Consider the following 23,245-nt stretch of genomic DNA (forward strand, 5'->3'; position numbering starts at 1 on the left):
GAGGTTGGAAAAATGATAAATAGAAAAGATCCAAAAGACACTCGCGTAGTAGTAGGAATGTCAGGTGGTGTTGATTCATCTGTTACGGCATATTTATTAAAAGAGCAAGGTTATGATGTCATCGGTATTTTTATGAAAAACTGGGATGACACAGATGAATTTGGCGTATGTACAGCTACAGAAGATTATGAAGATGTAATCGCAGTATGTAATCAAATTGGTATTCCTTATTATGCAGTGAATTTTGAAAAACAATATTGGGATAAAGTATTCACTTATTTCTTAGATGAATATAAAAAAGGACGCACTCCAAATCCTGATGTAATGTGTAATAAAGAAATTAAATTTAAAGCATTTCTTGAACATGCGATGACACTTGGTGCTGATTATGTAGCAACTGGACATTATGCTGGTGTCGAATATCGTGATGGTGAATATAAAATGCTTCGTGGAATAGATAGCAACAAAGACCAAACTTACTTTTTAAATCAACTTGGGCAAGACCAACTTTCAAAAGTAATGTTCCCGCTTGGCGAATACACTAAGCCTGAAATTCGCAAAATTGCCGAAGAAGCTAACTTAGCAACTGCTAAGAAAAAAGATAGTACTGGAATCTGCTTCATCGGAGAACGAAACTTTAAAGAATTCCTAAGTAATTATTTACCTGCTCAACCAGGTGATATGATGACGATGGACGGCGAATTTAAAGGTAAACATGATGGACTAATGTATTATACAATTGGTCAACGCCATGGACTAGGTATTGGTGGGAATGGAGATCCTTGGTTTGTTGTTGGGAAAGATCTTGAAAAGAATGTGTTACTTGTAGAACAAGGCTTCCATAACGACCTACTATATAGTAATGAAGTGTTAGCTTCAGATATTAGTTGGACTTCTGAGGTGCCAAAAGAAGGTTCATTTACATGTACAGCAAAATTCCGTTATCGCTCAGAAGACAATGAGGTAACTGTTCAAATATTGGATAATAACTCTGTTAGAATTCTATGCCATGAAAGAATTCGTGCTATTACACCAGGACAAGCAGTTGTATTTTATGACGGTACAGATTGCCTAGGCGGCGGTACAATTGATCGTGCATTTATTGATGGTAAAGAATTAACTTATTTAAGATAAAAAGTTTGTTTAACATTTTGTTTCACAGACAAGGTAAAATGACCCCATCCATATAGGTTGGGGCTATTTTTTTATCGTAGAAGGTCTTTGAAATGTGTCTTACTGTATGATAGTGTTAAATACATATGAGGTTTAAAATAATTGAAAGAAAAATACATAGAGGTGTTACAATGACAAATTTTGAACGTGGTGTGTCTGCTTTACAGGAAGGTAATCTGGAAGAAGCAGCTAATTATTTGACGAAGGAAATTGAAGAAAATCCAACTAATTCATTAGCATATGTAAACTTTGGCCAGCTATTACTGACGATGGGTGATGTTGAACGGGCTTGTCGTTTTTTTGAAAAAGCACTAGAAATAGATCCGGAATTAGCTGCAGCACATTACGCTGTAGGTACAGTTTATTTTGAAGATGGCAAATTTGAGCTAGCAAAGAATCATTTTCAACATTGCGTAAAACTTGGAATGGATGATAGCGATGTGTTTTTTATGATCGGCCTTTGCTGTGTAAATAATGGAGAAGACCGATTTGCACTTCCATTTTTCCAACGAGCAATCGAATTAGATGAGTCAGATCTTGATGCATTATTTCAATATGGATTATGTCTAGCAAAATTAGAGATGTTAGAAGAAGCTAAGCAAAGCTTAGAAAAAGTATTAACTCTAGACGAGAGTCATTCAGATGCACATTACAATTTAGGGATTATTGATATGTTTAATGATGATGTAGAAGGTGCGAAAGTACATTTTGAGAAGGCAATAGAGCACCAACATGATCATATGCTGGCAATGCATGCCTTAAAGGTAATAGAAAATAAAGAGTCATAAAATATGATGAACAAGTTAGGTCGGGAGGTGGAGCCCTAGTGCAGACACAAAATGAGATGGAATTGTTTGTAGATGAAACACCGTATATTAAAGGTAATGTAACAACAGTTATCTTTTATAATGCTGAAAATTTTTATACTGTTGCAAAAGTAAAAGTCGTTGATACAAATTTATCGAACTGTGAGCAGGAAATTACAATTACAGGAAACATTCCTCGAATGAATGAAGATGAGTCCTATACATTTAAGGGGATTTTAAAAGATCACCCTAGATATGGTAAACAATTTCAAATCTCATCTTTTGCTAAAGAGCTTCCATCAACTAAAAAAGGTGTTATTCAATATTTATCCTCAGATTTGTTTAAAGGTATCGGAAAAAGAACAGCTGAAAAAATCGTCGAGCATTTAGGTGAAGGTGCTATTAATAAAATATTAGATAATCCAGATAGCCTGGAATCTGTGCCACAACTACCTAAAGCGAAAGCAAAAGATATATATGATACGATTTTATCCCACCAAGGCTTAGAGAAAGTTATGAGCTTTCTAAGCGGTTATGGAATCGGAACTGCTTTATCAATCAAAATATATAAAACATATAATGAGTCGACATTAGAAGTAATTCGAACAAACCCGTTTAAACTGATTGAAGATGTTGATGGCATCGGCTTTGGAAGAGCTGATGAAATTGGTCGTGCGATCGGAATCACTGGCAATCATCCTGACCGAATTCGAGCAGGGTGCGTATATGTGTTAGAGCATTTATCGATGCAGGATGGACATGTCTATATTACACAAGATCAATTTATAGACGAAACAAGACTGTTATTAATGAAGCAAGACCCAGAGCTTGTGGAAGCTGTCGACATTTCTCGGGAAATGAATCGATTAGTGGCAGATGGAAAACTTGTATTAGAGGATGACAGAATTTATTTAGCGGCATTATTTTATGCGGAAAAAGGTATCGTTAAAGCGATTCAAAAGCTTTTGAGTGAAGCACCTGATTTAGGTGAAATGACTGATAGTCGATTTAAAAAAGAATTAGAAACGCTAGAAGCAACTATGAATGTAAGATATGCTCCTTCTCAAGCAGAAGCAATAAAGAAGGCTGTTGAATCACCAATGATGGTATTAACAGGTGGTCCAGGTACTGGTAAAACGACGGTCATAAAAGGAATTGTCAATTTATTTTCAACAATCCATGATTTATCTCTTGATCAACATGCTTATCCAAAGGATGTACCTTTTCCTTATTTACTAGCAGCACCAACTGGAAGGGCTGCAAAACGTATGAGCGAAGCAACCGGTTTACCAGCGGTGACGATTCACCGTTTATTAGGTTGGACTAGAGAAGGGGAATTTAGCCATCATGAGGATAATCCACTAAATGGAAAACTACTGATTATTGATGAGTTTTCGATGGTTGATGTTTGGTTAGGGAATCAATTACTGAAAAGTATCCCTCAAGGGTGCCAGGTTATCTTTGTAGGTGATGAAGATCAGCTACCATCAGTTGGGCCAGGACAAGTGTTAAAAGACTTATTAAATTCTGGAACGGTACCAACGATAAGATTAAAGGACATTTATCGTCAATCTGAAGATTCCTCGATTATTACAATGGCACATTATATTAAAGATGGAAAAATTTCAGAGGATTTATTTCAACAAAAAAAAGACCGTTCTTTTATTGGGTGTTCAAGCGGGCAAGTTGTAGAAGTTGTTAAAAAAGTATGCGAAAACGCCAATAAAAAAGGTTTCCCTGTTAGAGATATCCAAGTGTTAGCACCAATGTACCGAGGCCCAGCTGGAATCGATGCATTAAATCAAGGATTACAGGAAGTATTTAACCCAAAACGAGATAAGCAACGTGAAATGAAATTTGGCGATACAACTTTTAGAACAGGTGATAAAGTTCTCCAATTAGTCAATGTTCCTGAAAATAATGTTTTTAATGGTGACATGGGAGAAATCGTAAATATCTTCTTTGCAAAAGAAAATGTTGAACAACAAGACATAATCATCGTGTCCTTTGATGGAAATGAAGTTACTTACACCAGACCTGATTTTACGCAGCTTACATTGGCTTATTGTTGTTCTATTCATAAATCACAGGGTAGTGAATTTGATATTATTGTGCTACCAATCGTAAAAAGTTATTATCGAATGCTTCGCAGAAATTTAATCTACACTGCAGTAACAAGAAGTAAAAAATTTCTTATTTTATGTGGTGAACAAGATGCCTTTATTCAAGGAATTGGTCGGACAGACGATGGACAACGCCAAACAACTCTTTGTATGAAATTAAAAGGTATTGAAAATGAAGAGATTTCATTAGATGAAGATTTACCTTTTCAGCTATCTGATGAATTACCAAATCTTTCTCCTTATGATTTTATGTAATTGACCAATAATACTTAGTGCAAGACGATTCCTGTAATTTACGTATATTTCCCTTTTTATTTGGCCACAATGCTTAGAAAGATTGCCTTTTTTAGGCTAAGGGAGCGAGCGTTGTGATTTGTCCAAATTGTCAAAGTAAAGACTTGGGTAAAATTGGTGTAAATCAATATTATTGCTGGGGATGCTATATAGAACTTTCAATTAATAAAGGCATGATTTACACTCACCAAGTTGAAGAGGATGGTACGTTAAGTTCGTTAGATGACTTATTCGACGAAGAGGATCGAAAACTTAGTATGTAGGAGTGATTAGAAATGGGTAGAAAGAGCTCTTTATTAGGTTTAGGTTTAGGTGCAGGTGCACTTGCGATGAAACTAATGTACGATAACAAATGGTATTCTCAAAAAAGCATTAAAAAAATGAGAAAGTCTTTAAAAAAGATGCTTTAATGTAAGAATGTACGTAGCACATGTCTAAGTGGGACATGTGCTTTTTTGTTTCTTAGAAGTTTGCATATTCTTTTGGTACAGTAGTGAAAAAAGAATTTTTAACTGTCGTTTATTAATACGATTAAAAATCAAAACTAACAATTACATAATTTATCTAAAAAATCTCCATACTAATTCCAGTATGGAGGTTTGATATGGACGGATTAAAACTTAAGTGGATTTATCGATTATGTCTCATATTATTAATAGGACTAATCGGAATTGTATTTTATTATTTAAAACCGGTTTATTATCATATTATTATTGGTATTTTAAAAGCATTAATTCCTTTTTTAATTGGTCTCATTATAGCGTACTTATTACATCCAGCGATTGAGTACATTCATAAAAAAGGTTTAAAAAGAGTATATGCCATTCTTTTAATATATTTATTATTTTTTGGTGGAGCGGTATTAGGATTGTATTTATTAATACCGATATTTAAACAACAATGGAATGATATTCTTCTTTCGTTCCCTAAGGTACTTTCATTATATGATACGTTTCTGTCTAAAATTGAGCGTAAAACCTCTAGGATGCCAATCTTTTTACATAATAGAGTTGATTTAATGATTAATGGTGCAGAGCAATTTGGTATTTCTTTAGTCAATCGAACCGGAGATTGGATGAAGCATTTTGTAAATAATTTCATCTCAATTATCATTATTCCATTTATCGTTTTTTATTTTTTAAAGGATTATAAAGTTCTAGCAGATATTTTAATTAAGTTTATTCCAACAAAATGGAGAGATGAAACAAAAGGATTAGCGGTCGAATTGGACAATACTTTTGGAAAGTATATTCGCGGTCAAATTTTTGTTTGTTTTTTATTATTTATTATGGCAACCATTTTTTTATGGATCGGTAAAATGAAATATGCATTAGTTTTAGGGTTGATCATTGGCATCACTGATATCATTCCATATTTCGGACCAATTATTGGTGCATTGCCGACTTTATTTTTAGCTGCATCCGAAGGTACGAGTCTTATCATTCGGGTTGGTATTATACTAATTGTATTGCAATTAATTGAAGGGAATGTATTATCACCATTAATTATCGGAAAGTCGATTCACACACATCCTGTTATCATTATGTTTACTTTATTAGTAGCAGGTGAAGTTGCGGGATTTACTGGTTTATTATTAGCAGTGCCGGGTTTAGTTGTTATTATTTCAATCCTGAGGTATTTCAACAATAGAAAACAACATCTATCATCTTGACTTTCAATTTTTACAATGATACTATTTTTTCATACAATAAAAATTTGCAAAATTTTGAAGGAAAAAGTATGTCACAGTCCATTTAAGCAATATTTGCGTAGAGAGAAGTTTCCTTGGCTGAAAGAAACTTTAATGAAGGGTGACAGAACAGCTACTCCTGAATGCAGCTAATCACTGACGTCTGGCCACGTTACGGTCTCTTGAGGTGATGAATAGACTAAAGAGGCATGTAATAGCCTAAGCAATTGCTTTCTATTCATAATCAGGGTGGTATCGCGAGTACATCTCGTCCCTGTTTTAGGGACGGGATTTTTTTGTTTTTTTCGACAAAATTATTTACATAAATATGGAGGTTTACACAAAATGAAAAAGCTAACTGCTGCTCAAATTCGTCAAATGTATTTAGATTTCTTTAAACAAAAAGGTCACTCTGTTGAACCAAGTGCATCTTTAGTACCTGTAGATGATCCAACATTATTATGGATTAATAGTGGTGTTGCAACATTAAAAAAATATTTTGATGGTCGTGTAATTCCGGAAAACCCAAGAATTACAAACTCTCAAAAATCAATCCGTACAAATGACATTGAAAATGTAGGGAAAACAGCTCGTCACCATACTTTCTTTGAAATGTTAGGTAACTTTTCAATTGGAGATTATTTCCGTGAAGAAGCAGTGACTTGGGGTTGGGAATTATTAACTTCAGATGAGTGGTTTGGATTTGAAAAAGAAAAATTATATGTAACAGTATATCCAGAAGATAAAGTGACGTATGATTTATGGATTAAATTAGGATTAGACCCTGAGCATATCATTCTGTTAGAAGGAAACTTCTGGGAAATTGGTGAAGGTCCATGTGGTCCTTGTACTGAAATCTTCTATGACCGTGGAACGAAATATGACCAAGAAAATATCGGCATTAAATTGCTAAAAGAAGATTTAGAAAATGATCGTTATTTAGAAATTTGGAATATCGTATTTTCTCAATTCAATTCAAAAGACGGCTTAAATAGAAATGAATATCCAGAATTACCAAGTAAAAACATTGATACTGGAATGGGCTTAGAGCGTATGGCAAGTGTTTTACAAGAAGTAGACACAAATTTTGATACAGATTTATTTATGCCAATTATCAATGTTGTAGAAACTATCTCTGGTCAATCATATAGAAACGGTGATTTAGATAAAGATACTGCATTTAAAGTAATTGCAGATCACATCAGAACTGTATCATTTGCTGTAGCGGATGGTGCACTTCCATCTAACGAAGGAAGAGGATATGTTTTACGTAGATTAATTCGTCGTGCTGTACGTTTTGCTAAAAAGTTAGGTGTAGAGCGTCCATTTATGTTTGAATTAGTGCCTGTAGTGGCTGAAATTATGGAAAGCTATTATCCAACAGTAAAAGAAAAAATACCATTTATTCAAAAAGTAATTAAAAACGAAGAAGAGCGTTTCCATGAAACATTACATGAAGGATTAGCACTACTTACAACTGTAATGAAAGGTGCCAAAGCTGAAGGTAGTACTGTCATTAAAGGGGAAGATGTGTTCCGTCTGTATGATACTTATGGATTCCCAATCGAATTAACAGAAGAATACGCTGAAGAAGAAGGCTTAACAGTAGACCATGATGGCTTTGAAGTTGAGATGGAGAAGCAACGTGAACGTGCTCGTGCTGCTCGTCAAGACGTAGATTCTATGCAAGTACAAAGTGAAGCACTTCGTGAAATTAAAGAAGTATCTGCTTTCGTAGGATATGGTGAAGGTACTGTTGAATCAACTGTTCTTGCTTTAGTAAAAGATGGCGAAAAAGTTGAAGATGTAGCAAACGGAGAAGAGGCACACTTAATTCTTGATGTAACGCCTTTCTATGCTGAAAGTGGTGGACAAATTGCAGATAGAGGAACATTAACTGCAGCTGGTTTAAAAGTAGAAGTTCTTGATGTACAAAAAGCACCTAATGGACAAAATTTACATCGTGTAAAAGTTGTTGAAGGCGCACTATCAGTAGGTTCAAAAGTAACTGCTACAATTAACAAAGCTAATCGTTCAAGCATTGTTAAAAACCACACAGCAACGCATTTATTACACCAAGCATTAAAAGATGTGTTAGGGACTCACGTAAATCAAGCTGGTTCATTAGTAAACCAAGAACGTCTTCGTTTTGACTTTTCACATTTTGGTCAAGTTCTACCAGAAGAGCTTGAAACAATTGAGAAAATTGTAAATGAAAAAATTTGGGAGAGCATTCCAGTTAACATTTCTGAAAAAGCAATCGCTGAAGCAAAAGCAATGGGTGCGATGGCATTATTTGGAGAAAAATATGGCGATGTTGTAAGAGTTGTTCAAGTTGGTGACTATAGTCTTGAACTATGTGGTGGATGCCATGTTGATAATACAGCTTCAATTGGAACTTTCAAAATTATTTCTGAGTCAGGTATTGGAGCAGGAACTCGTCGTATCGAAGCTGTTACTGGAAAAGCTGCTTACGAATATATGCAAGAACAAATCGGTCAATTGAAAGATGCTGCAGGTCTATTAAAATCAAATACAAAAGATGTTGTATCTAGAATTGAAATTTTACAATCAGAATTGAAGCAAGTACAAAAAGAAAATGAATCACTTTCTTCAAAATTAAGTAACATTGAAGCAGGGAATATTAGTAACAATGTAAAAGAAGTAAATGGAGTGAAATTTGTTGCTGCAAAAGTAAATGGTGCAGATATGAATAGCCTTCGTACAATGGTTGATGATTTAAAAAACAAAATTGGATCTGTAGTTGTATTACTTGGATCTGCTAATGATGGAAAAGTTAACCTAATTGCAGGTGTGACGAAGGATTTAGTCGGTCAAGGATATCATGCTGGAAACCTGATTAAAGAAGCTGCTACAATTTGTGGCGGTGGAGGCGGAGGCCGTCCAGATATGGCTCAAGCTGGTGGTAAGGATGCATCTAAACTTGATGAGGCAGTTGCATTTGTTGAACAATGGATGGCGACGATTTCTAAATAATACAGAAGTTGTGTACAATAACAGATAGATACGTTTAATGAAATTTTAGTTAATTCGTAATCTACCATATAAAAATGGTACAATATGTTTAGCTAGAAATAAACGGATAAGTGGGGTGCCTTATATGGATTCATTTGATAAAACGATGAAGTTTAGTTTGCAAGACGAGGGACAAGATATTCGAGTAAATGAAGTATTATTAAAGGTTCATGATGCATTACAAGAAAAAGGCTATAATCCAATTAATCAAATAGTAGGATACTTATTATCAGGCGATCCTGCGTATATTCCTCGTCATAATGATGCAAGAAGTATGATGAAAAAGCTTGAACGTGATGAAATTATTGAAGAATTAGTAAAATCTTACTTACAACAACATCGTGGAGAATAATAAATGAGAGCACTTGGGCTAGATGTAGGAACTAAAACAATAGGCGTAGCTGTAAGTGATGCACTAGGTTGGACAGCTCAAGGAATTGAGACAGTTAAAATTAATGAAGAGCGCCAAATATTTGGACTTGACCGACTAAAAGAAATCATTGACAGCTATGAAATAGACAAAGTAATAGTAGGTTTGCCTAAAAATATGAATGGAAGTATTGGTGAACGAGGAGAAGCATGTCAACGTTTTGCCAAATTAATTGAAGAAGAATTCAAACTTCCGGTTATACTATGGGATGAAAGACTTTCTACGATGGCAGCTGAACGATTTTTAATCTCAGCCGACGTCAGTCGTAAAAAGAGAAAACAAGTAATTGATAAAATGGCTGCAGTAGTTATTTTACAAAATTACTTAGATAGTATAAAGTGATAATGAAAAGTGGATGTGTGGAATGCGTTTAATCATTCCACAATCCACTATACATAATTTGTAAAATGATAACGAGGTGATACAAATGGAACACGGTGAAGACAGACAAATTACGATCATAGATGAAGAAGGTAATGAGATTCTTTGCAATATCGTTTTAACTTTTGAATCTGATGATTATAATAAATCATACGTAATCTACACTGCAGTTGGACAAGAGTTCGACGAAGATGGAGATCCTGAATACCACGCTTCTAGCTTTATTCCTGCAGAAGATGGTGAAGACGGTGAATTATTCCCAATCGAAACTGATGAAGAGTGGGAAATGATTGAAGAAGTTCTTAACACTTTCTTTGATGAAGAAGAAGGCGAATAATTCAATTCACTTTTTTAAAATGCTAAACGCTTATATAAGCGTTTAGCATTTTTTATGTAGAAAATTGCCGATAATTGGAGTGTTTGTAGTATACTAATACGTGATGAAGGAGGTAGATAAATCGATGTCATTTTCGAATTTTGAAAAAAGAGGAATTAAATCATCAAATAAAAATAAAAGTGGAATGCGAGTTTTCCTATACATAATCATAGCGATCTTGGTGTGTATTGCAGCTGCTTTAGCATCATACAAATATATGTTAATGCCAGTAAATGCATCTAATAAACAAGAACAACTAGTAACAATCCCACAAGGTAGCTCTGTTGGGGACATAGCATCAATTTTTAAGAAACAAAAATTAATAAAAAATACAGAGGTATTTAAGGTTTATGTAAAATTACATAATAATGCGAGTTTAAAGGCTGGTAATTATAATTTCAGTCAAAATCAAGGGGTTTCTACGATCGTTAAACATCTTCAAACTGGTGGGAAATATCAAGTTGCAGTTAAGGATTTAACAATTCCTGAAGGTACTCAACTTGTAGAAATCGCTGGAATTATTGCCAAAGAATTTAAGCTAGATGAAGCAACTGTACTGAAACAGTTGAATGATAAAGCATTTATACAAACTTTACAAAAGAAGTACCCAGATTTAATAACGAATGAAATATTTAAAAAGGGAATTCGTTATCCACTAGAAGGATATTTATATCCATCTACGTATCTTTATGGTGAATTTAAACCAAGTCTAGAAGAAATTATTGCACCTATGTTAAATCAAACTAAGAGTATTTTGGACAAATATAAAAATGAGATGACTGATAAAAAACTGACACCTCATAAAACATTAACAATGGCTTCACTTATTGAAGAAGAAGCAAATGAGTTAACAGATCGAAAATTAATTTCAAGCGTATTTTATAATCGCCTAGATATTGATATGCCTTTACAAACGGATCCAACTGTTCTTTATGCACTAGGAAAACATAAAGCTAGAGTTCTTTACAAAGATTTAGAAATTGAGTCGCCATATAATACTTATTATATTAAAGGCTTACCAATCGGTCCGATTGCAAGTGCAGGAGTTGAAAGTATCGAAGCAGCATTAAAACCAGCGAAATCTGACTATTTATACTTTTTAGCGAATAAAGAAGGTGAAGTTATCTTCACTAAATCACTAGAAGAACATAATACAGAAAAAGATAAGCATATAAATTAAGAAGTTGGCAATACTTGTATAAAAAATAACAAATTCCTCAGTAAAATCATCGTTTTCACTGAGGAATTTTGTATATTAAAACGCTTTAAAAACTTGTTACTATTCTTGGTACTAGCCAAGGGTCTTTTTTTTATGTTAGAATATTACGGGTCAAAATAAATTCAGATACAGGAAATTTGTACTTACACCTTGTTAAAAAATGTTGCAGTTTGTAGTCAAGTTATAAAAACTAAGAGATTCAGACTGCCTGAAAACGCTTGTCTTTCGAGGCGCAGGAGCAAAAATGAGGAGCGGTGTTACCTTTTGACGGTAATGAGCACACGAAGCAGGCGAAACAACATAGAAAGCGAGCGTTTGGCTGGCAGTCTGACACAAGGTTGTATTTCTATTGGAGGCTTTATTAGAAATGGATGAAGTTTTAGTTCGCCAGTATTTGGCGAATTTTTATAAACATAGAGAACCTTTTATAGAAGAAATGGAAATGTATGCTAAGGAGCAACATGTTCCAATAATGGATAAAGCAGGCATGGAATTCATGCTAGGTTTACTGTATTTAATACAACCTACGTCCATTTTAGAAATTGGAAGTGCGATCGGTTATTCAAGTATCCGAATGGCTAAATCTTTCCCAGAGTTAAGAATTGTTACGATGGAACGAAATGCAGGGCGCATTCGTAAAGCAAAAGAATATATAGACAGAAGTGGCTATAGTAATAGAATTACACTTTTAGAAGGTGATGCTTTACTTTTAAAAGATCATTTGCCTGACAACAGACAATTCGATGTCATATTTATAGATGCTGCGAAAGCTCAATATCAACGCTTTTTTGAACTGTACGAGCCATTATTATCTGAAAGAGGTGTAATCATCTCAGATAATGTTTTATTTAAAGGACAAGTAGCAGAGAGTGCAGAGCTTGTTGATGATCGACGTAAAAGAGCTTTAATAAAAAGGATTCAAAATTACAATGAATGGTTAATGAATCATCCTATGTATGACTCGACAATTATACCAATAGGTGATGGAGTGGCCATCAGTAAGAAAAGGGGAGTTAACAATGTTCAAGCCTGAATTATTAGTTACGCCAACAAACGTAAATGACATAGAAAAATTAGCTGATGCGGGTGCCAGTGCAGTAATGATTGGTGAACAGCGTTTTGGATTACGATTAGCAGGTGAATTTAATCGCGATGCTGTTAAGGAAGCTGTCACAATTGCACATCAAAAGGGAATCAAAGTATATGTAGCAATGAACGGATTATTTCATAATGAAATTTTAGATGAAATTGACGACTATATTACATTTTTACGTGATGCAAATGTAGATGCAATCGTATTTGGTGATCCGGCTGTATTAATGTCAGTGCGTCAAATTGCGCCAAATATGCAATTACATTGGAATACAGAAACAACTGCAACTAACTGGTTTACTTGCAATTATTGGGGTAAACGTGGTGCAAAACGTGCTGTACTAGCAAGAGAACTTAGTTTTGAAGCAGTAACAGAAATGAAAGAAAATGCTGAAGTTGAAATAGAAGTACAAGTTCATGGTATGACTTGTATGTTCCAATCTAAGCGATCACTAGTTGGAAACTACTTTGAGTACCAAGGCAAAAACATGGAAGTTATTCAACAAAAGAAATTCGAAGAGAATATGTTCTTAGTAGATAACGAACGTAATAATAAATATCCGATTTTTGAAGATATCAATGGTACGCACATTATGAGCCCTAATGATATTTGTATCATTAACGAACTAGAAGAATTAATTGATGCAGGTATCGATTCATTGAAAATCGACGGAGTATTAAAATCATCAGAATACATCGTTGAAGTAACAAAACTATACAGACAAGCAATTGACTTATGTGTAGAAGATAGAGATGCTTACGAAGACATTAAAGAAGAGCTTTACGAAAAAATCGAAGCAATTCAACCTGTAAATCGCAGATTAGACACAGGATTCTTCTTTAAAGAAACAGTATATTAATCGAAATTCACATTTACCCTGACGATCATAAGATCAGAACAATTGGAAGCCGATCTGTTCAAGATGTACTGTACTTATGACCTCGAGACTTAGTGTAAAACTTGAGAATACGTAATGCCAAGGGTGTTCGACAAAAATACCAAGGCTAAATAGAAAATAATAAAACTGAAATATTTTATGAGGAGGAAGAACAATGGCAATTGGACAATTAGATAAAATCGTTGATGGTAAACGCATAATTGTAAAAAAACCAGAACTTTTAGCGCCAGCGGGTAATTTAGAGAAATTAAAAATTGCAGTTAGATACGGTGCAGATGCCGTGTTTATTGGTGGAAGAGAGTTTGGATTACGTTCGAATGCTGATAACTTCTCATTAGAAGATATGGCTGAAGGTGTAGAATTTGCAAACAAATACGGAGCAAAAATTTATGTAACTACGAATATCTTTGCTCATAATGAAAATATGGACGGACTTGTTGAATATTTACAAGGAATTGAAACTGCAGGAGTAACTGGAATCATCGTAGCAGATCCATATATCATTGAAACTTGTAAACAAGCTGCCCCTAAATTAGAAGTTCACTTAAGTACGCAACAATCACTTTCAAATTATCGTGCAGCTCAGTACTGGAAAGAAGAAGGATTACACCGATTAGTTTTAGCACGTGAGACAAGCTATGAGGAAATCAAAGAAATTAAAGAAAAAGTAGATGTTGAAATTGAAACTTTTATCCACGGAGCAATGTGTATTGCTTACTCGGGTCGTTGTACGTTAAGTAATCATATGACTGCACGTGATTCAAATCGTGGAGGATGCTGTCAGTCATGCCGTTGGGACTATGATTTAGTACAAACTGAATCACAAGTACAAGGCGCTTCTGAAAGTTCATTATACGAAGAAGAAGATGCTCCATTTGCAATGAGTCCTAAGGATTTGAACTTATTAAGATCAATTCCTAAATTTATTGAAATTGGTGTAGATAGCTTAAAAATTGAAGGACGCATGAAATCAATTCATTATGTAGCGACTGTTGTTTCTGTTTATCGTAAAATTATTGATGCATATTGTGCTGATCCTGATAACTTTGAATTTAAAGAAGAATGGGTAGAAGAATTAGATAAATGTGCAAATCGTGAAACAGCTTCTTCATTCTTTGAAGGATTCCCAGGAATGAAAGAACAGATGTTTGGAAATCATAGCAAAAAAACTACGTATGATTTTGCTGGACTTGTATTAGACTATGATGAGCAAACTGGTATCGCAACAATTCAACAACGTAACTACTTTAAGCCTGGTGATCAAATTGAATTCTTTGGTCCGGAACTTGAAAACTTCAAACAAACTGTTGGCGTAATTGTTGATGAAGATGGTACGGAATTAGATGCGGCAAGACATCCATTAGAAATTGTAAAAATTAAAGTTGATCAGAAGGTATATCCTTACAACATGATGAGAAAAAAGTTAGTTTGATAAGAAAGAGGGATTGAAGTATGGGGAATAAGCCCATTGTTATTGGAATTGCTGGAGGTACTGGCTCTGGTAAAACATCTGTGACTAAGGCAATTTATGACCAATTTAAAGGTCATTCTATTTTAATGATTCAGCAAGATTCTTATTATAAAGATCAAACTCACTTACCGATGGATGAGAGATTAAAAACAAATTACGATCATCCATTAGCATTTGATAATGATTTATTTATTGAACATATCAATCAATTATTGCAATATAAAGCAATTGAAAAACCTGTATATGATTATACAATTCATACTAGATCTTCAGAAACAATCCCTGTTGAACCAAAAGAAGTTATTATTTTAGAAGGTATTTTGGTTTTAGAAGATGAGCGCTTACGTGATTTAATGGATATTAAAATATTCGTTGATACGGATGCTGATTTAAGAATCCTTCGTAGAATACAACGTGATATTAAAGAACGTGGTAGAACAGTTGACTCAGTTGTGGACCAATACGTTAATGTTGTTCGTCCTATGCATAATCAATTTTGTGAACCATCAAAGAAATTTGCTGATATCATAATTCCAGAGGGTGGACAAAACTTTGTTGCAATTGACTTAATGGCAACGAAAATTCAGACTATACTTGAAAGAGTAAGTGTATTATAATACCTTAATATGAGAGAATAATTCATAAATCATAGATAAGAAAGATGGAGAAGGTCTAACTTCTTCATCTTTCTATATAAAAAGAATGCGTTTTCAAAAGTGAATGAATCATTAATTATTCTCATACACTGTTTGTACAACTATATTGTATAAACATAACATTAGGAATTCTACATAAAGAAACGGTGGATACTAAAAGGAGTGTACAAAATGGCTATTGAAAAAAAATTCCCTATGACATTAGCTGGGAAAGAAAAATTAGAACAAGAGTTAGAAACTTTAAAAACTGTAAAACGTGCTGAGGTAGTAGAACGTATTAAAATTGCTCGTAGTTTTGGAGATTTATCAGAGAACTCTGAGTACGATGCTGCAAAAGATGAGCAAGCGTTTGTTGAAGGCCGTATTACAACTTTAGAAAATATGATTCGTAATGCTGAAATTATTACTGAAAGCAAGGAAGCTTCTGATACAGTAGCTTTAGGAAAATCAGTAACATTTTTAGAATTACCAGCAGGCGATGAAGAAACTTACGCAATCGTAGGTAGCGCTGAAGCTGACCCATTCGAAGGTAAAATTTCAAACGACTCTCCAATTGCTAGAAGCTTATTAGGCAAAAAAGTCGGTGAAGAAGTAACAGTTTCAACTCCAGGTGGAGATATGCAAGTTAGAATTATTGCTGTTAAGTAATTAGCAATTGTTTAAAAATTTAAAATAATAGTTTGAAATAAGAACACCCCGTCTACAATGTAGATGAGGTGTTTTTTTATGAAAAGACGAATTAAAGCCGTACTCATTTTGTTTTCATTTTTGTTTTCTGTTTTATTATATAGATGTTTAGATATTGGTGTTCTACATCAAAAAAACTTTGGGCCAAGTAATGTTAATTTAATTGAGCGTAGTGTGGCTCAAAGAACATTTCAATTTCGAATTGATAATGGGCGTGGAAAAATCTTGGACCGAAATGGAAAGCTACTAAGTGCGGCATATACACCAAAAGTAATATTGTTTCCATTTTTAAAAAGCATAGATTGGCCAATTGAGAAATTGTCTGCTATTACTGGAGTCTCTGAATATGATATTAAAAACCAATTCATTGGGAAAAAAGAACCTTTTACATTGAAAGGTATTTCGAACGAATTAACATCAGAAAAAATAGATCAAATCAATAATTTACATGTATCTGGATTAATCTCTATGTTGTCACAAGATGAAGATGATCAGCAATTAGCTGAACATTTAGTAGGAATTGCAAGGGAAAATAAAGAACAATATGAAAAACAATATGAGAGTGACCGTGATTATAAGCCAAAAGAGTTTGGTGTAATCGGGTTAGAAGCACAATTTGAAGATTTTCTAAAGTCAGATGGAACATCTAATTTAATGCTTCATGTTGATAATCTAGGTAAACCAATGTTTGGAAATGAAGTAAAGTATGCAAAACCTAGTAATCCTTTCTATCCGGTCTCTTTAGAAACGACTATAGATAAAGACTTACAACAAATACTTGAACAAGCTGTCAATCAAGCAAAGCTACAAAAAGGAGCGGCTGTTCTAATAGATGTGAAAACAAATAAATTACTAGCTATGGTAAGTAGACCGTCTATGAACTATCAAAACTTATTTTCTCAAAATGATAATACTGCTACAAATTTTGCATTACAGCCTAGTACACCGGGCTCTGTCTTTAAAACTGTTGTAGCTGCTGCGGCAATTGATCAAGGAATCGTTCAAGATAAGCAAATGTATAACTGTGATAAGGATCTACGAGGTAATTATGAAAAAGATGAAGATAAAAGAAAAGGAAACTTAACCTTTCAAGAAAGCTTTTATGCTAGCTGTAATTACACTTTTGGACTTTTAGGACAGAAATTATCATTAAAAAATAAAGATATGTTTGAAATGTATGCAAATAAATTAGGGATGAATGGTCCAGTAGGTTGGACAGGATCTGTGTATCATGAAGCAAGTTTTAGTCAATTTCAAAACGAAGGCAGTTCAACTTTCTTTGGTGGAAGTAAACCACTTGAGGGATTAAGAAATACCTCAATAGGTCAAAAGGATGTAAAAGTAACACCATTAGCTGTTGCAAACATGATGTCAACAATCGCTCGGGGAGGTTCACCAAAGCAAGTAAAGGTCGTCGATTCAGTTCTTTATAAGAATGGTACAGAAATGTTTGCATTTGAAAATCAAACATTAACAGATGATTATCTATCACCGGATTCCATGCAGCAGCTGAGAGAAATGCTACGCGGTGTTATCACAAGTGAAAAGGGGACTGGAAGAAGATATAGTAGTCTACCTTATACGCTCGCTGGAAAAAGTGGTACTGCTGAAACGAAAAAGGAGAAAGACAAAATTACGGAACAGAACAAATGGTTTGCAGGATATTTTCCATATGAAAAACCACGGTATGCCTTTGCGGTCGTGAGCTTAAATGTGAAAGACGAAATTACATCGACATCAGATACGGTTACAAATTTAGTAAAATCTATCTATCAATACGACAAAACTCACAAAAATTAGACTATTTAGTATTAATGGACTCTATGATAAAATAGGGAAAATTAGTTGTTTTTGGGGGATTTTGTCAATGGCTTCAGTAGAAAAGAATGGAAGGGTTCGCAAGCTAAGAAGAGAACGTAGAGGAAATTATTTTTTCCGTATTCTATTAGTTCCGCTAATCATTGGTATCGTTTATTTAGGCGTAAAAATATCTATGCCCATTATTGAACAACAAAAAATCGAGCCGAAGCAAGCGATAGCGGATTACAATACCACAGCTATGGAATCAAAACCGATTGCAACAGATGAACCGAATCCTTACCAAGCAAAATTTAGAGATAAAGTAAATGAAATCATAAAAAATTCAATTGAAGATGAAAATATCATTCAATCAACTGTGAAAGAATGGAAACCAACTGCCACTTCACAAAACGGTGAGCATATCGTTCAATACAGTTTTCAATCTAATGATTTCTACGAAATGGAAGAAGCCGTTTCTAATGCGATTTCATTAACGAAAAAAGATTTTTCAGTATGGCATCTTGGAAGAGGATATGATGATCAAAGTGTAAAGATGTTTGTCGCAACGACAGACCTTACATATAAGTATGTTGTGCATTTACATTGGGTAGAAAATGAAGGTTGGCTGCCAATCCTTGTACAAGAAGTGAAGGAATTATCTTATTAATACTTTTTATAGATTTACGATATTTCATGTTGACTTCCATGATGAGGTTCGAACAAAATATTGTTTATCAAGCAGTAGATTTCTCAACTAATTAATAGTGAGAAAGTCTTCTGCTTGTTTCTATGCGATATAGGTGTAGGATTTGATTGTGTGTGGTAAAATGATAAAAGTTTGATAGAAAGTAGGGATTTAGTGTGAAAATAGCAATTATTGGTGCAATGGAAGAAGAAGTGCACGTATTACGTGATAAATTAGATAACTTAAAAAAAGAAGAAGTTGCTGGATCAGAATATAATGTTGGTACATATGAAGGAAAAGAAGTCGTATTATTAAAATCAGGTATTGGTAAAGTAAATGCTGCAATGGCAACTGCTATTTTGTTAGAAAAATACCAACCAGACGTAGTCATTAATACTGGTTCTGCTGGTGGGTTACATACTGATCTTAATGTTGGTGATGTTGTTATTTCTACAGAAGTACGTCATCATGATGTTGACGTAACTGCATTTAATTATGAGTACGGACAAGTTCCAGGAATGCCTGCAGCGTTTCCAGCAGACGAGAAATTAAAAGAAATTGCTAAAAAATGTGCAGAAAAAGTAAATGGAATCCAAGTAGTTGAAGGTTTAATCGTAACTGGTGATTCATTTATGAATGATCCTGTAAGAGTTGAGTTTGTAAAAGGAAAATTCGGTGATCTGTATGCAGTAGAAATGGAAGCAGCGGCTATTGCTCAAGTTTGTTATGCATTTAAGGTACCTTTTGTTGTAACTCGTGCATTATCAGATATTGCTGGTAAGGAATCAAGCATATCATTTGATCAATTTATTCACACAGCGGCTGTCAATTCTACTCTGATGGTAGAAGAAATGATTAAAGCTCTATAAGCAGTAAAGATGCCTTTTTTGAAAAGGAGAGTCTCTAGAACGAATAGGGATAGAATCGACAAGTAAGGTACAATTATACGCTTTTATTAAGAAAACAAGCAGCCACGTAATTGTGTCTGCTTGTTTTTTTCTTATTATTTTTTAACGACAGGTACCCAAAATTCACCGTAGAAAGTGCCGTCGCCGTTATCTTTACGATAAGTCGCATTTGGACCGCCAACGTAAGCATAGTCAGTGATTTGGGCCAAGACTTCGCCAAAAGCACGGTATGTTAGCTGATCAAACAAAGTTTCCTTGTCGCCATTTCCTGCGACCACGATGTAATCACCCTCTGGAAATTCGATGATGCGCGTTGCGTCAGCCACTGATTTACCAGCTTCTACTGCAAAATAATTCCACGGTTTACCTTGATAAACTTCGTTGACTGACCATTCTCGATCGTCTTTTGCTGCGTCTTTGAGCTTATCAAAACGCCCGTCAGCCTTGAGTATGCCCCAAAACTCAGTTTTTTCTTTTTGCATTGCTTTCATGTCTTGAAAATTCGACTGGATTGAAAAACCATAAGCGGTCAATGTGAATGATTTTTTATGTTCAAGTGTGTAATTAGCCATATGAGTACTCCTTTTCTCTAGGTTAATTTTCTGTGGTCGGGCTCCGCTAAAAAATACCAACGAAACCCAAATTGATCAAGCAAAAAGCCCTATATACCACCTAAAGCTTACAGTGTATTCTGCTCAGTATCAACGACTTTTTCCCAAAAGGGCGTTCAGCTCATGATAAATTTAGAGAGTTTTTCAAGTGTTTTTCCTCTTAAATTAGGGTCTGTCAATTTTGACAGAATTTAGCCTTCGATTTTTTTTACACGAAGCCACATTTCTCCGTAGAATTCACCGTTTTCAGCTGATTTGACGAATGTTGAATTACCTGGACCAACGTATTTGTAGTCTGTGATTTCTTGCAACATGCCGCTGAAAACCTTGCCTGTGATTTCGTCAGCAAGGCGATCTTTGTTAGTGCCAGTGCCAGGCACGACTAAGTAGTCGCCAGCGAGGAAATCGAGTACGACCGCCCCTTCCACGTCGAACTCACCCATCACGCCAAAGCCGCGCCAAGCCTTGTGATCGATGATGTAGTTGATTTGATATTCTTGCCCATCAGCTATCGCGAGAAGTTCAGCAAGCTTGCCATTTTCAGTGATTTCAGCTTTTTTCGCTGCAGTTTTTGCTACATTACCTGCCCAGTCGTTATAGTCTTCAAGTGAAACACCGAAAGCAGTCATTTTGTAGTTTTCTGAAATAGTTTTGATTGAGTATTTAGTCATTTTGTTCTCTCCTTTGTGGATTTATTCTTTACAAGTTTGATTCTATTTGCCAAATGTATCAAAAAATGATACTTTTTTTCGGAAATCAAATAAATGAAGTTTTATTAACCTTTCCCCAGAAAAATTAAAATTTAAATAATGATAAGCTTAATGTAAATAAGATTTTACTGTCATTACTGATATTTAATTTGCTACATTTTTGATACAATAAAAATATGAAGAAAATAGAACGAGTAAACCTAATCATGCGCTATATAAATAATCGTGCACATTTTACGATTGCCGAGATTCAGAGAGAGTTCAAGATATCCCGCGCGACGGCGATCCGCGACATTAACGAGATTCAAGCGATGGGATTTCCACTGACGTCGGAGCTAGGGCGAGGTGGAGGCTACTTTGTCCTGCAAAATCAGTATCTGCCCGCTACCCGCTTTACGCCAGATGAACTGAAGGCGATGTTTATCAGCTTTATAGCCTCGAAAAATTCACAGCTACCTTATCTGCAAAATCGCCGCTCAATCACTGAAAAACTCATCGGCATCGCGTCTCAAACCCAACAAGACGAGCTAATCGAGCTGAACAATATCTTGCTTTTTGAAAATACAAATCCTGCCAATCCGAATCTTTTGGAGCTGGATGATGCTGCGCCTGCGGAGCTGAACAAACTGATTTCTCTTGCTGTACGTGATAAGCATTTGCGTGTGACTTATGAGCTGACTCCTGGCTGGCCGCAGTTGATGGACGTTTATTTACTGCATATTTTTAACTCAAACGCTCAGTGGCTAGTCGAAGTTTATGATTTTGATTCGGAGGAGTTTCGTTATTTGCCTGTTGAAATGTTGCGGGATTCGGCAATTTCTGAACAGAAGATGAAGTGGTCTGAGCAAGAAATTTTAAATAAAAAACTACTTTTTGCACGTGAGTCCAATCTAGTTGTGAAGCTTGATACGACCGGAATTCAGCGCTTTAAGCGTATGCACCCGCCGGGGATTATTTTATCATTTACTGGGATGTTTCAGTCGAGTGGAATTTTCAATGTTCAACTGGATGTAACAGATGTTGAGGTGCTGGAGTATTATGCGGATTGGCTTTTGTTTTTGGGAAAAGGGGTCGAGTATGAGAGGATTCCTGATGAGCTGCGCATTATTTTGGAAGAGCGTTTAGCCAATTTAAGATTTCCTTGAGTTTTTTATGAGATAGTATTAGTTTTACCAATTAATAATAATATTGTAAATTAAACGTGGAAGGGCCTGTCATCAATGAGCAAAATTGTTTATTGTGATAGGCACTTTTTATGTCTAGATGAACGTTCAGAAGCTTGGCTAAGTATATAACAAGATTAATTACAATTATGATTCTTTATCTATTGGTGAAGTTATTTGATCTTTGTTCAAATCAAAATACAGTTGACCATTTGTTCCTTGAACACAATAAAAAACATCAGTCAAAGTTAATCCCCGTTGCTTTAATTCTGTAAAGATCCAACTTTTTGTTAAGTGGTGTTGAGTAAAATTTTTGGTAATAATTTGACCATCCATAATTAATTCAATAGGAAATGTTGATTGTGGTGGAGTAGAGATACCCAAATCTTTTCTAGTTACATATCGATATGGAGGTTTTTTTAATACGGATAATTGTCCATCAGCTTCAATTAAAGCGTATTCTACTTCGTCAATATCGAATATATCTTTTCTCCTCAAGGATTGATTTAAAGAATCAATTGTAAATTTTAATTTTTCCAAGTTTTTTTCAAGGATTTTTCCATCTTGTATAACAACAGTAGGTTCTCCATTAAATATTGCTCTAGCGTTTCTATTTTTCAATGAAACTAACGAGGCAATAAGAATAATTGTGCTAAAAATTACTAATGCAGTAATAAAGTTACTGAAATGAATGGAAGTATTAAAAGTCATATTTCCAACAATAGATCCGAGTGTAATTGAAGCAATATAGTCATGAAATGTCATTTGAGATATTGTTTGTTTTCCAAGTATATGTGCAATACAAGTAAGTAAAACAAAAGCTGATAGAGTTCTAAGTATGACTTCAAAAGTCACAATCATAATAATCACCTTAGGGACATTTTATTTAATCTAGTATTTTTACTATTAGCTAATTACTGTTCATCCATTCCTATGCATTTTGCCTTAAATCAAATACAGTATCAATTTTACGAATTATTGAGTGAGTACTCACTTTTTTTGTTGACGCTAACTTATTTGACGAATATGATAATA

The 23,245-nt window shown here is 34.6% G+C and carries 23 protein-coding genes; 20 read left to right on the top strand and 3 right to left on the bottom strand.

Features of this window, described 5'->3' with window-relative positions:
- The first annotated feature begins 12 nt into the window (after nucleotides 1-12).
- The 19 genes from mnmA to mtnN all read left to right on the top strand — a co-directional run bounded on the left by mnmA (nucleotide 13) and on the right by mtnN (nucleotide 19,687).
- Complete coding sequence (mnmA, locus tag CAB05_RS04570) at nucleotides 13-1,134, top strand: tRNA 2-thiouridine(34) synthase MnmA (RefSeq protein ID WP_087998661.1); 1,122 nt, start codon at nucleotides 13-15, stop codon at nucleotides 1,132-1,134.
- Between the two features lie 170 nt (nucleotides 1,135-1,304).
- A complete protein-coding gene (locus tag CAB05_RS04575) occupies nucleotides 1,305-1,961 on the top strand; it encodes a tetratricopeptide repeat protein (RefSeq protein WP_158093174.1) in 657 nt (218 codons plus the stop codon).
- Nucleotides 1,962-1,999: 38 nt separating this feature from the next.
- Nucleotides 2,000-4,357 (top strand): SF1B family DNA helicase RecD2, encoded by a 2,358-nt coding sequence (gene recD2, locus CAB05_RS04580; protein ID WP_087998663.1) that lies wholly within the window; start codon nucleotides 2,000-2,002, stop codon nucleotides 4,355-4,357.
- 113 nt (nucleotides 4,358-4,470) lie between these two features.
- A complete protein-coding gene (locus CAB05_RS04585) occupies nucleotides 4,471-4,659 on the top strand; it encodes a YrzR-like zinc ribbon domain (protein WP_087998664.1) in 189 nt (62 codons plus the stop codon).
- A gap of 12 nt (nucleotides 4,660-4,671) precedes the next feature.
- Nucleotides 4,672-4,806 (top strand): DUF3918 family protein, encoded by a 135-nt coding sequence (locus CAB05_RS04590; protein ID WP_087998665.1) that lies wholly within the window; start codon nucleotides 4,672-4,674, stop codon nucleotides 4,804-4,806.
- A gap of 194 nt (nucleotides 4,807-5,000) precedes the next feature.
- Nucleotides 5,001-6,068 carry an AI-2E family transporter gene (locus tag CAB05_RS04595; protein ID WP_087998666.1) on the top strand — a complete coding sequence of 356 codons (1,068 nt, stop codon included), beginning with the start codon at nucleotides 5,001-5,003 and terminating at the stop codon, nucleotides 6,066-6,068.
- A 363-nt stretch (nucleotides 6,069-6,431) separates the two neighbouring features.
- Nucleotides 6,432-9,083 carry an alanine--tRNA ligase gene (gene alaS / locus CAB05_RS04600; RefSeq protein WP_087998667.1) on the top strand — a complete coding sequence of 884 codons (2,652 nt, stop codon included), beginning with the start codon at nucleotides 6,432-6,434 and terminating at the stop codon, nucleotides 9,081-9,083.
- 124 nt (nucleotides 9,084-9,207) lie between these two features.
- Nucleotides 9,208-9,474, top strand: coding sequence for an IreB family regulatory phosphoprotein (locus tag CAB05_RS04605; RefSeq protein ID WP_056472706.1), 267 nt, complete (start codon nucleotides 9,208-9,210; stop codon nucleotides 9,472-9,474).
- Between the two features lie 3 nt (nucleotides 9,475-9,477).
- The gene (gene ruvX / locus CAB05_RS04610) at nucleotides 9,478-9,894 is read left to right on the top strand and encodes a Holliday junction resolvase RuvX (RefSeq protein WP_087998668.1); all 417 of its coding nucleotides are present in this window, start codon (nucleotides 9,478-9,480) and stop codon (nucleotides 9,892-9,894) included.
- 85 nt (nucleotides 9,895-9,979) lie between these two features.
- Nucleotides 9,980-10,270 carry a DUF1292 domain-containing protein gene (locus tag CAB05_RS04615; RefSeq protein WP_087998669.1) on the top strand — a complete coding sequence of 97 codons (291 nt, stop codon included), beginning with the start codon at nucleotides 9,980-9,982 and terminating at the stop codon, nucleotides 10,268-10,270.
- 124 nt (nucleotides 10,271-10,394) lie between these two features.
- Entirely contained in the window at nucleotides 10,395-11,489 is a 1,095-nt protein-coding gene (mltG, locus tag CAB05_RS04620) for an endolytic transglycosylase MltG (RefSeq protein WP_235821366.1), read from the top strand.
- A 406-nt stretch (nucleotides 11,490-11,895) separates the two neighbouring features.
- Nucleotides 11,896-12,561: an O-methyltransferase gene (locus CAB05_RS04625; RefSeq protein ID WP_087998670.1), complete on the top strand. Its 666-nt coding sequence runs from the start codon at nucleotides 11,896-11,898 to the stop codon at nucleotides 12,559-12,561.
- Nucleotides 12,548-13,480, top strand: a complete 933-nt coding sequence (locus tag CAB05_RS04630) for a peptidase U32 family protein (protein ID WP_087998671.1) — start codon at nucleotides 12,548-12,550, stop codon at nucleotides 13,478-13,480. The genes CAB05_RS04625 and CAB05_RS04630 overlap by 14 nt, the downstream gene beginning before the upstream one ends.
- A 193-nt stretch (nucleotides 13,481-13,673) precedes the next feature.
- Nucleotides 13,674-14,951 (top strand): peptidase U32 family protein, encoded by a 1,278-nt coding sequence (locus CAB05_RS04635; RefSeq protein ID WP_087998672.1) that lies wholly within the window; start codon nucleotides 13,674-13,676, stop codon nucleotides 14,949-14,951.
- A gap of 20 nt (nucleotides 14,952-14,971) precedes the next feature.
- Nucleotides 14,972-15,607, top strand: a complete 636-nt coding sequence (gene udk, locus CAB05_RS04640) for a uridine kinase (protein WP_087998673.1) — start codon at nucleotides 14,972-14,974, stop codon at nucleotides 15,605-15,607.
- A gap of 210 nt (nucleotides 15,608-15,817) precedes the next feature.
- Nucleotides 15,818-16,294, top strand: a complete 477-nt coding sequence (gene greA / locus CAB05_RS04645; protein ID WP_087998674.1) for a transcription elongation factor GreA — start codon at nucleotides 15,818-15,820, stop codon at nucleotides 16,292-16,294.
- A gap of 78 nt (nucleotides 16,295-16,372) precedes the next feature.
- The gene (locus CAB05_RS04650) at nucleotides 16,373-18,133 is read left to right on the top strand and encodes a peptidoglycan D,D-transpeptidase FtsI family protein (protein ID WP_158093175.1); all 1,761 of its coding nucleotides are present in this window, start codon (nucleotides 16,373-16,375) and stop codon (nucleotides 18,131-18,133) included.
- Between the two features lie 67 nt (nucleotides 18,134-18,200).
- Nucleotides 18,201-18,800 carry a YrrS family protein gene (locus CAB05_RS04655; protein ID WP_087998676.1) on the top strand — a complete coding sequence of 200 codons (600 nt, stop codon included), beginning with the start codon at nucleotides 18,201-18,203 and terminating at the stop codon, nucleotides 18,798-18,800.
- A 194-nt stretch (nucleotides 18,801-18,994) separates the two neighbouring features.
- Nucleotides 18,995-19,687: a 5'-methylthioadenosine/S-adenosylhomocysteine nucleosidase gene (mtnN, locus tag CAB05_RS04660; protein WP_087998677.1), complete on the top strand. Its 693-nt coding sequence runs from the start codon at nucleotides 18,995-18,997 to the stop codon at nucleotides 19,685-19,687.
- Between the two features lie 134 nt (nucleotides 19,688-19,821).
- Here mtnN and CAB05_RS04665 read toward each other — a convergent pair whose 3' ends face one another.
- Both CAB05_RS04665 and CAB05_RS04670 read right to left on the bottom strand, forming a co-directional pair.
- Nucleotides 19,822-20,298, bottom strand: coding sequence for a GyrI-like domain-containing protein (locus CAB05_RS04665; protein WP_087998678.1), 477 nt, complete (start codon nucleotides 20,296-20,298; stop codon nucleotides 19,822-19,824).
- 230 nt (nucleotides 20,299-20,528) lie between these two features.
- Nucleotides 20,529-21,008, bottom strand: coding sequence for a hypothetical protein (locus tag CAB05_RS04670; protein WP_087998679.1), 480 nt, complete (start codon nucleotides 21,006-21,008; stop codon nucleotides 20,529-20,531).
- Between the two features lie 215 nt (nucleotides 21,009-21,223).
- Here CAB05_RS04670 and CAB05_RS04675 point away from each other — a divergent pair, with 215 nt between their 5' ends.
- Complete coding sequence (locus CAB05_RS04675; RefSeq protein ID WP_244972763.1) at nucleotides 21,224-22,192, top strand: helix-turn-helix transcriptional regulator; 969 nt, start codon at nucleotides 21,224-21,226, stop codon at nucleotides 22,190-22,192.
- Nucleotides 22,193-22,357: 165 nt separating this feature from the next.
- Here the strand turns inward: CAB05_RS04675 and CAB05_RS04680 are convergent, their stop codons facing one another.
- Nucleotides 22,358-23,071: a DUF421 domain-containing protein gene (locus CAB05_RS04680; protein WP_087998681.1), complete on the bottom strand. Its 714-nt coding sequence runs from the start codon at nucleotides 23,069-23,071 to the stop codon at nucleotides 22,358-22,360.
- Between the last annotated feature and the right edge of the window lie 174 nt (nucleotides 23,072-23,245).

It is taken from the genome of Gottfriedia solisilvae, from assembly GCF_002128405.1.
In the GTDB taxonomy this organism is placed as follows: domain Bacteria; phylum Bacillota; class Bacilli; order Bacillales; family Bacillaceae_G; genus Gottfriedia; species Gottfriedia solisilvae.

What these genes read in the sequence shown, in the direction of transcription:
- mnmA (WP_087998661.1), top strand. Translation starts at nt 13, where the DNA reads ATGATAAATAGAAAAGATCCAAAAGACACTCGCGTAGTAGTAGGAATG.
- CAB05_RS04575 (WP_158093174.1), top strand. Translation starts at nt 1,305, where the DNA reads ATGACAAATTTTGAACGTGGTGTGTCTGCTTTACAGGAAGGTAATCTG.
- CAB05_RS04590 (WP_087998665.1), top strand. Translation starts at nt 4,672, where the DNA reads ATGGGTAGAAAGAGCTCTTTATTAGGTTTAGGTTTAGGTGCAGGTGCA.
- CAB05_RS04595 (WP_087998666.1), top strand. Translation starts at nt 5,001, where the DNA reads ATGGACGGATTAAAACTTAAGTGGATTTATCGATTATGTCTCATATTA.
- alaS (WP_087998667.1), top strand. Translation starts at nt 6,432, where the DNA reads ATGAAAAAGCTAACTGCTGCTCAAATTCGTCAAATGTATTTAGATTTC.
- CAB05_RS04605 (WP_056472706.1), top strand. Translation starts at nt 9,208, where the DNA reads ATGGATTCATTTGATAAAACGATGAAGTTTAGTTTGCAAGACGAGGGA.
- ruvX (WP_087998668.1), top strand. Translation starts at nt 9,478, where the DNA reads ATGAGAGCACTTGGGCTAGATGTAGGAACTAAAACAATAGGCGTAGCT.
- CAB05_RS04615 (WP_087998669.1), top strand. Translation starts at nt 9,980, where the DNA reads ATGGAACACGGTGAAGACAGACAAATTACGATCATAGATGAAGAAGGT.
- mltG (WP_235821366.1), top strand. Translation starts at nt 10,395, where the DNA reads ATGTCATTTTCGAATTTTGAAAAAAGAGGAATTAAATCATCAAATAAA.
- CAB05_RS04625 (WP_087998670.1), top strand. Translation starts at nt 11,896, where the DNA reads ATGGATGAAGTTTTAGTTCGCCAGTATTTGGCGAATTTTTATAAACAT.
- CAB05_RS04630 (WP_087998671.1), top strand. Translation starts at nt 12,548, where the DNA reads ATGTTCAAGCCTGAATTATTAGTTACGCCAACAAACGTAAATGACATA.
- CAB05_RS04635 (WP_087998672.1), top strand. Translation starts at nt 13,674, where the DNA reads ATGGCAATTGGACAATTAGATAAAATCGTTGATGGTAAACGCATAATT.
- udk (WP_087998673.1), top strand. Translation starts at nt 14,972, where the DNA reads ATGGGGAATAAGCCCATTGTTATTGGAATTGCTGGAGGTACTGGCTCT.
- greA (WP_087998674.1), top strand. Translation starts at nt 15,818, where the DNA reads ATGGCTATTGAAAAAAAATTCCCTATGACATTAGCTGGGAAAGAAAAA.
- CAB05_RS04650 (WP_158093175.1), top strand. Translation starts at nt 16,373, where the DNA reads ATGAAAAGACGAATTAAAGCCGTACTCATTTTGTTTTCATTTTTGTTT.
- CAB05_RS04655 (WP_087998676.1), top strand. Translation starts at nt 18,201, where the DNA reads ATGGCTTCAGTAGAAAAGAATGGAAGGGTTCGCAAGCTAAGAAGAGAA.
- CAB05_RS04665 (WP_087998678.1), bottom strand. Translation starts at nt 20,298, where the DNA reads ATGGCTAATTACACACTTGAACATAAAAAATCATTCACATTGACCGCT.
- CAB05_RS04670 (WP_087998679.1), bottom strand. Translation starts at nt 21,008, where the DNA reads ATGACTAAATACTCAATCAAAACTATTTCAGAAAACTACAAAATGACT.
- CAB05_RS04675 (WP_244972763.1), top strand. Translation starts at nt 21,224, where the DNA reads ATGAAGAAAATAGAACGAGTAAACCTAATCATGCGCTATATAAATAAT.
- CAB05_RS04680 (WP_087998681.1), bottom strand. Translation starts at nt 23,071, where the DNA reads ATGATTGTGACTTTTGAAGTCATACTTAGAACTCTATCAGCTTTTGTT.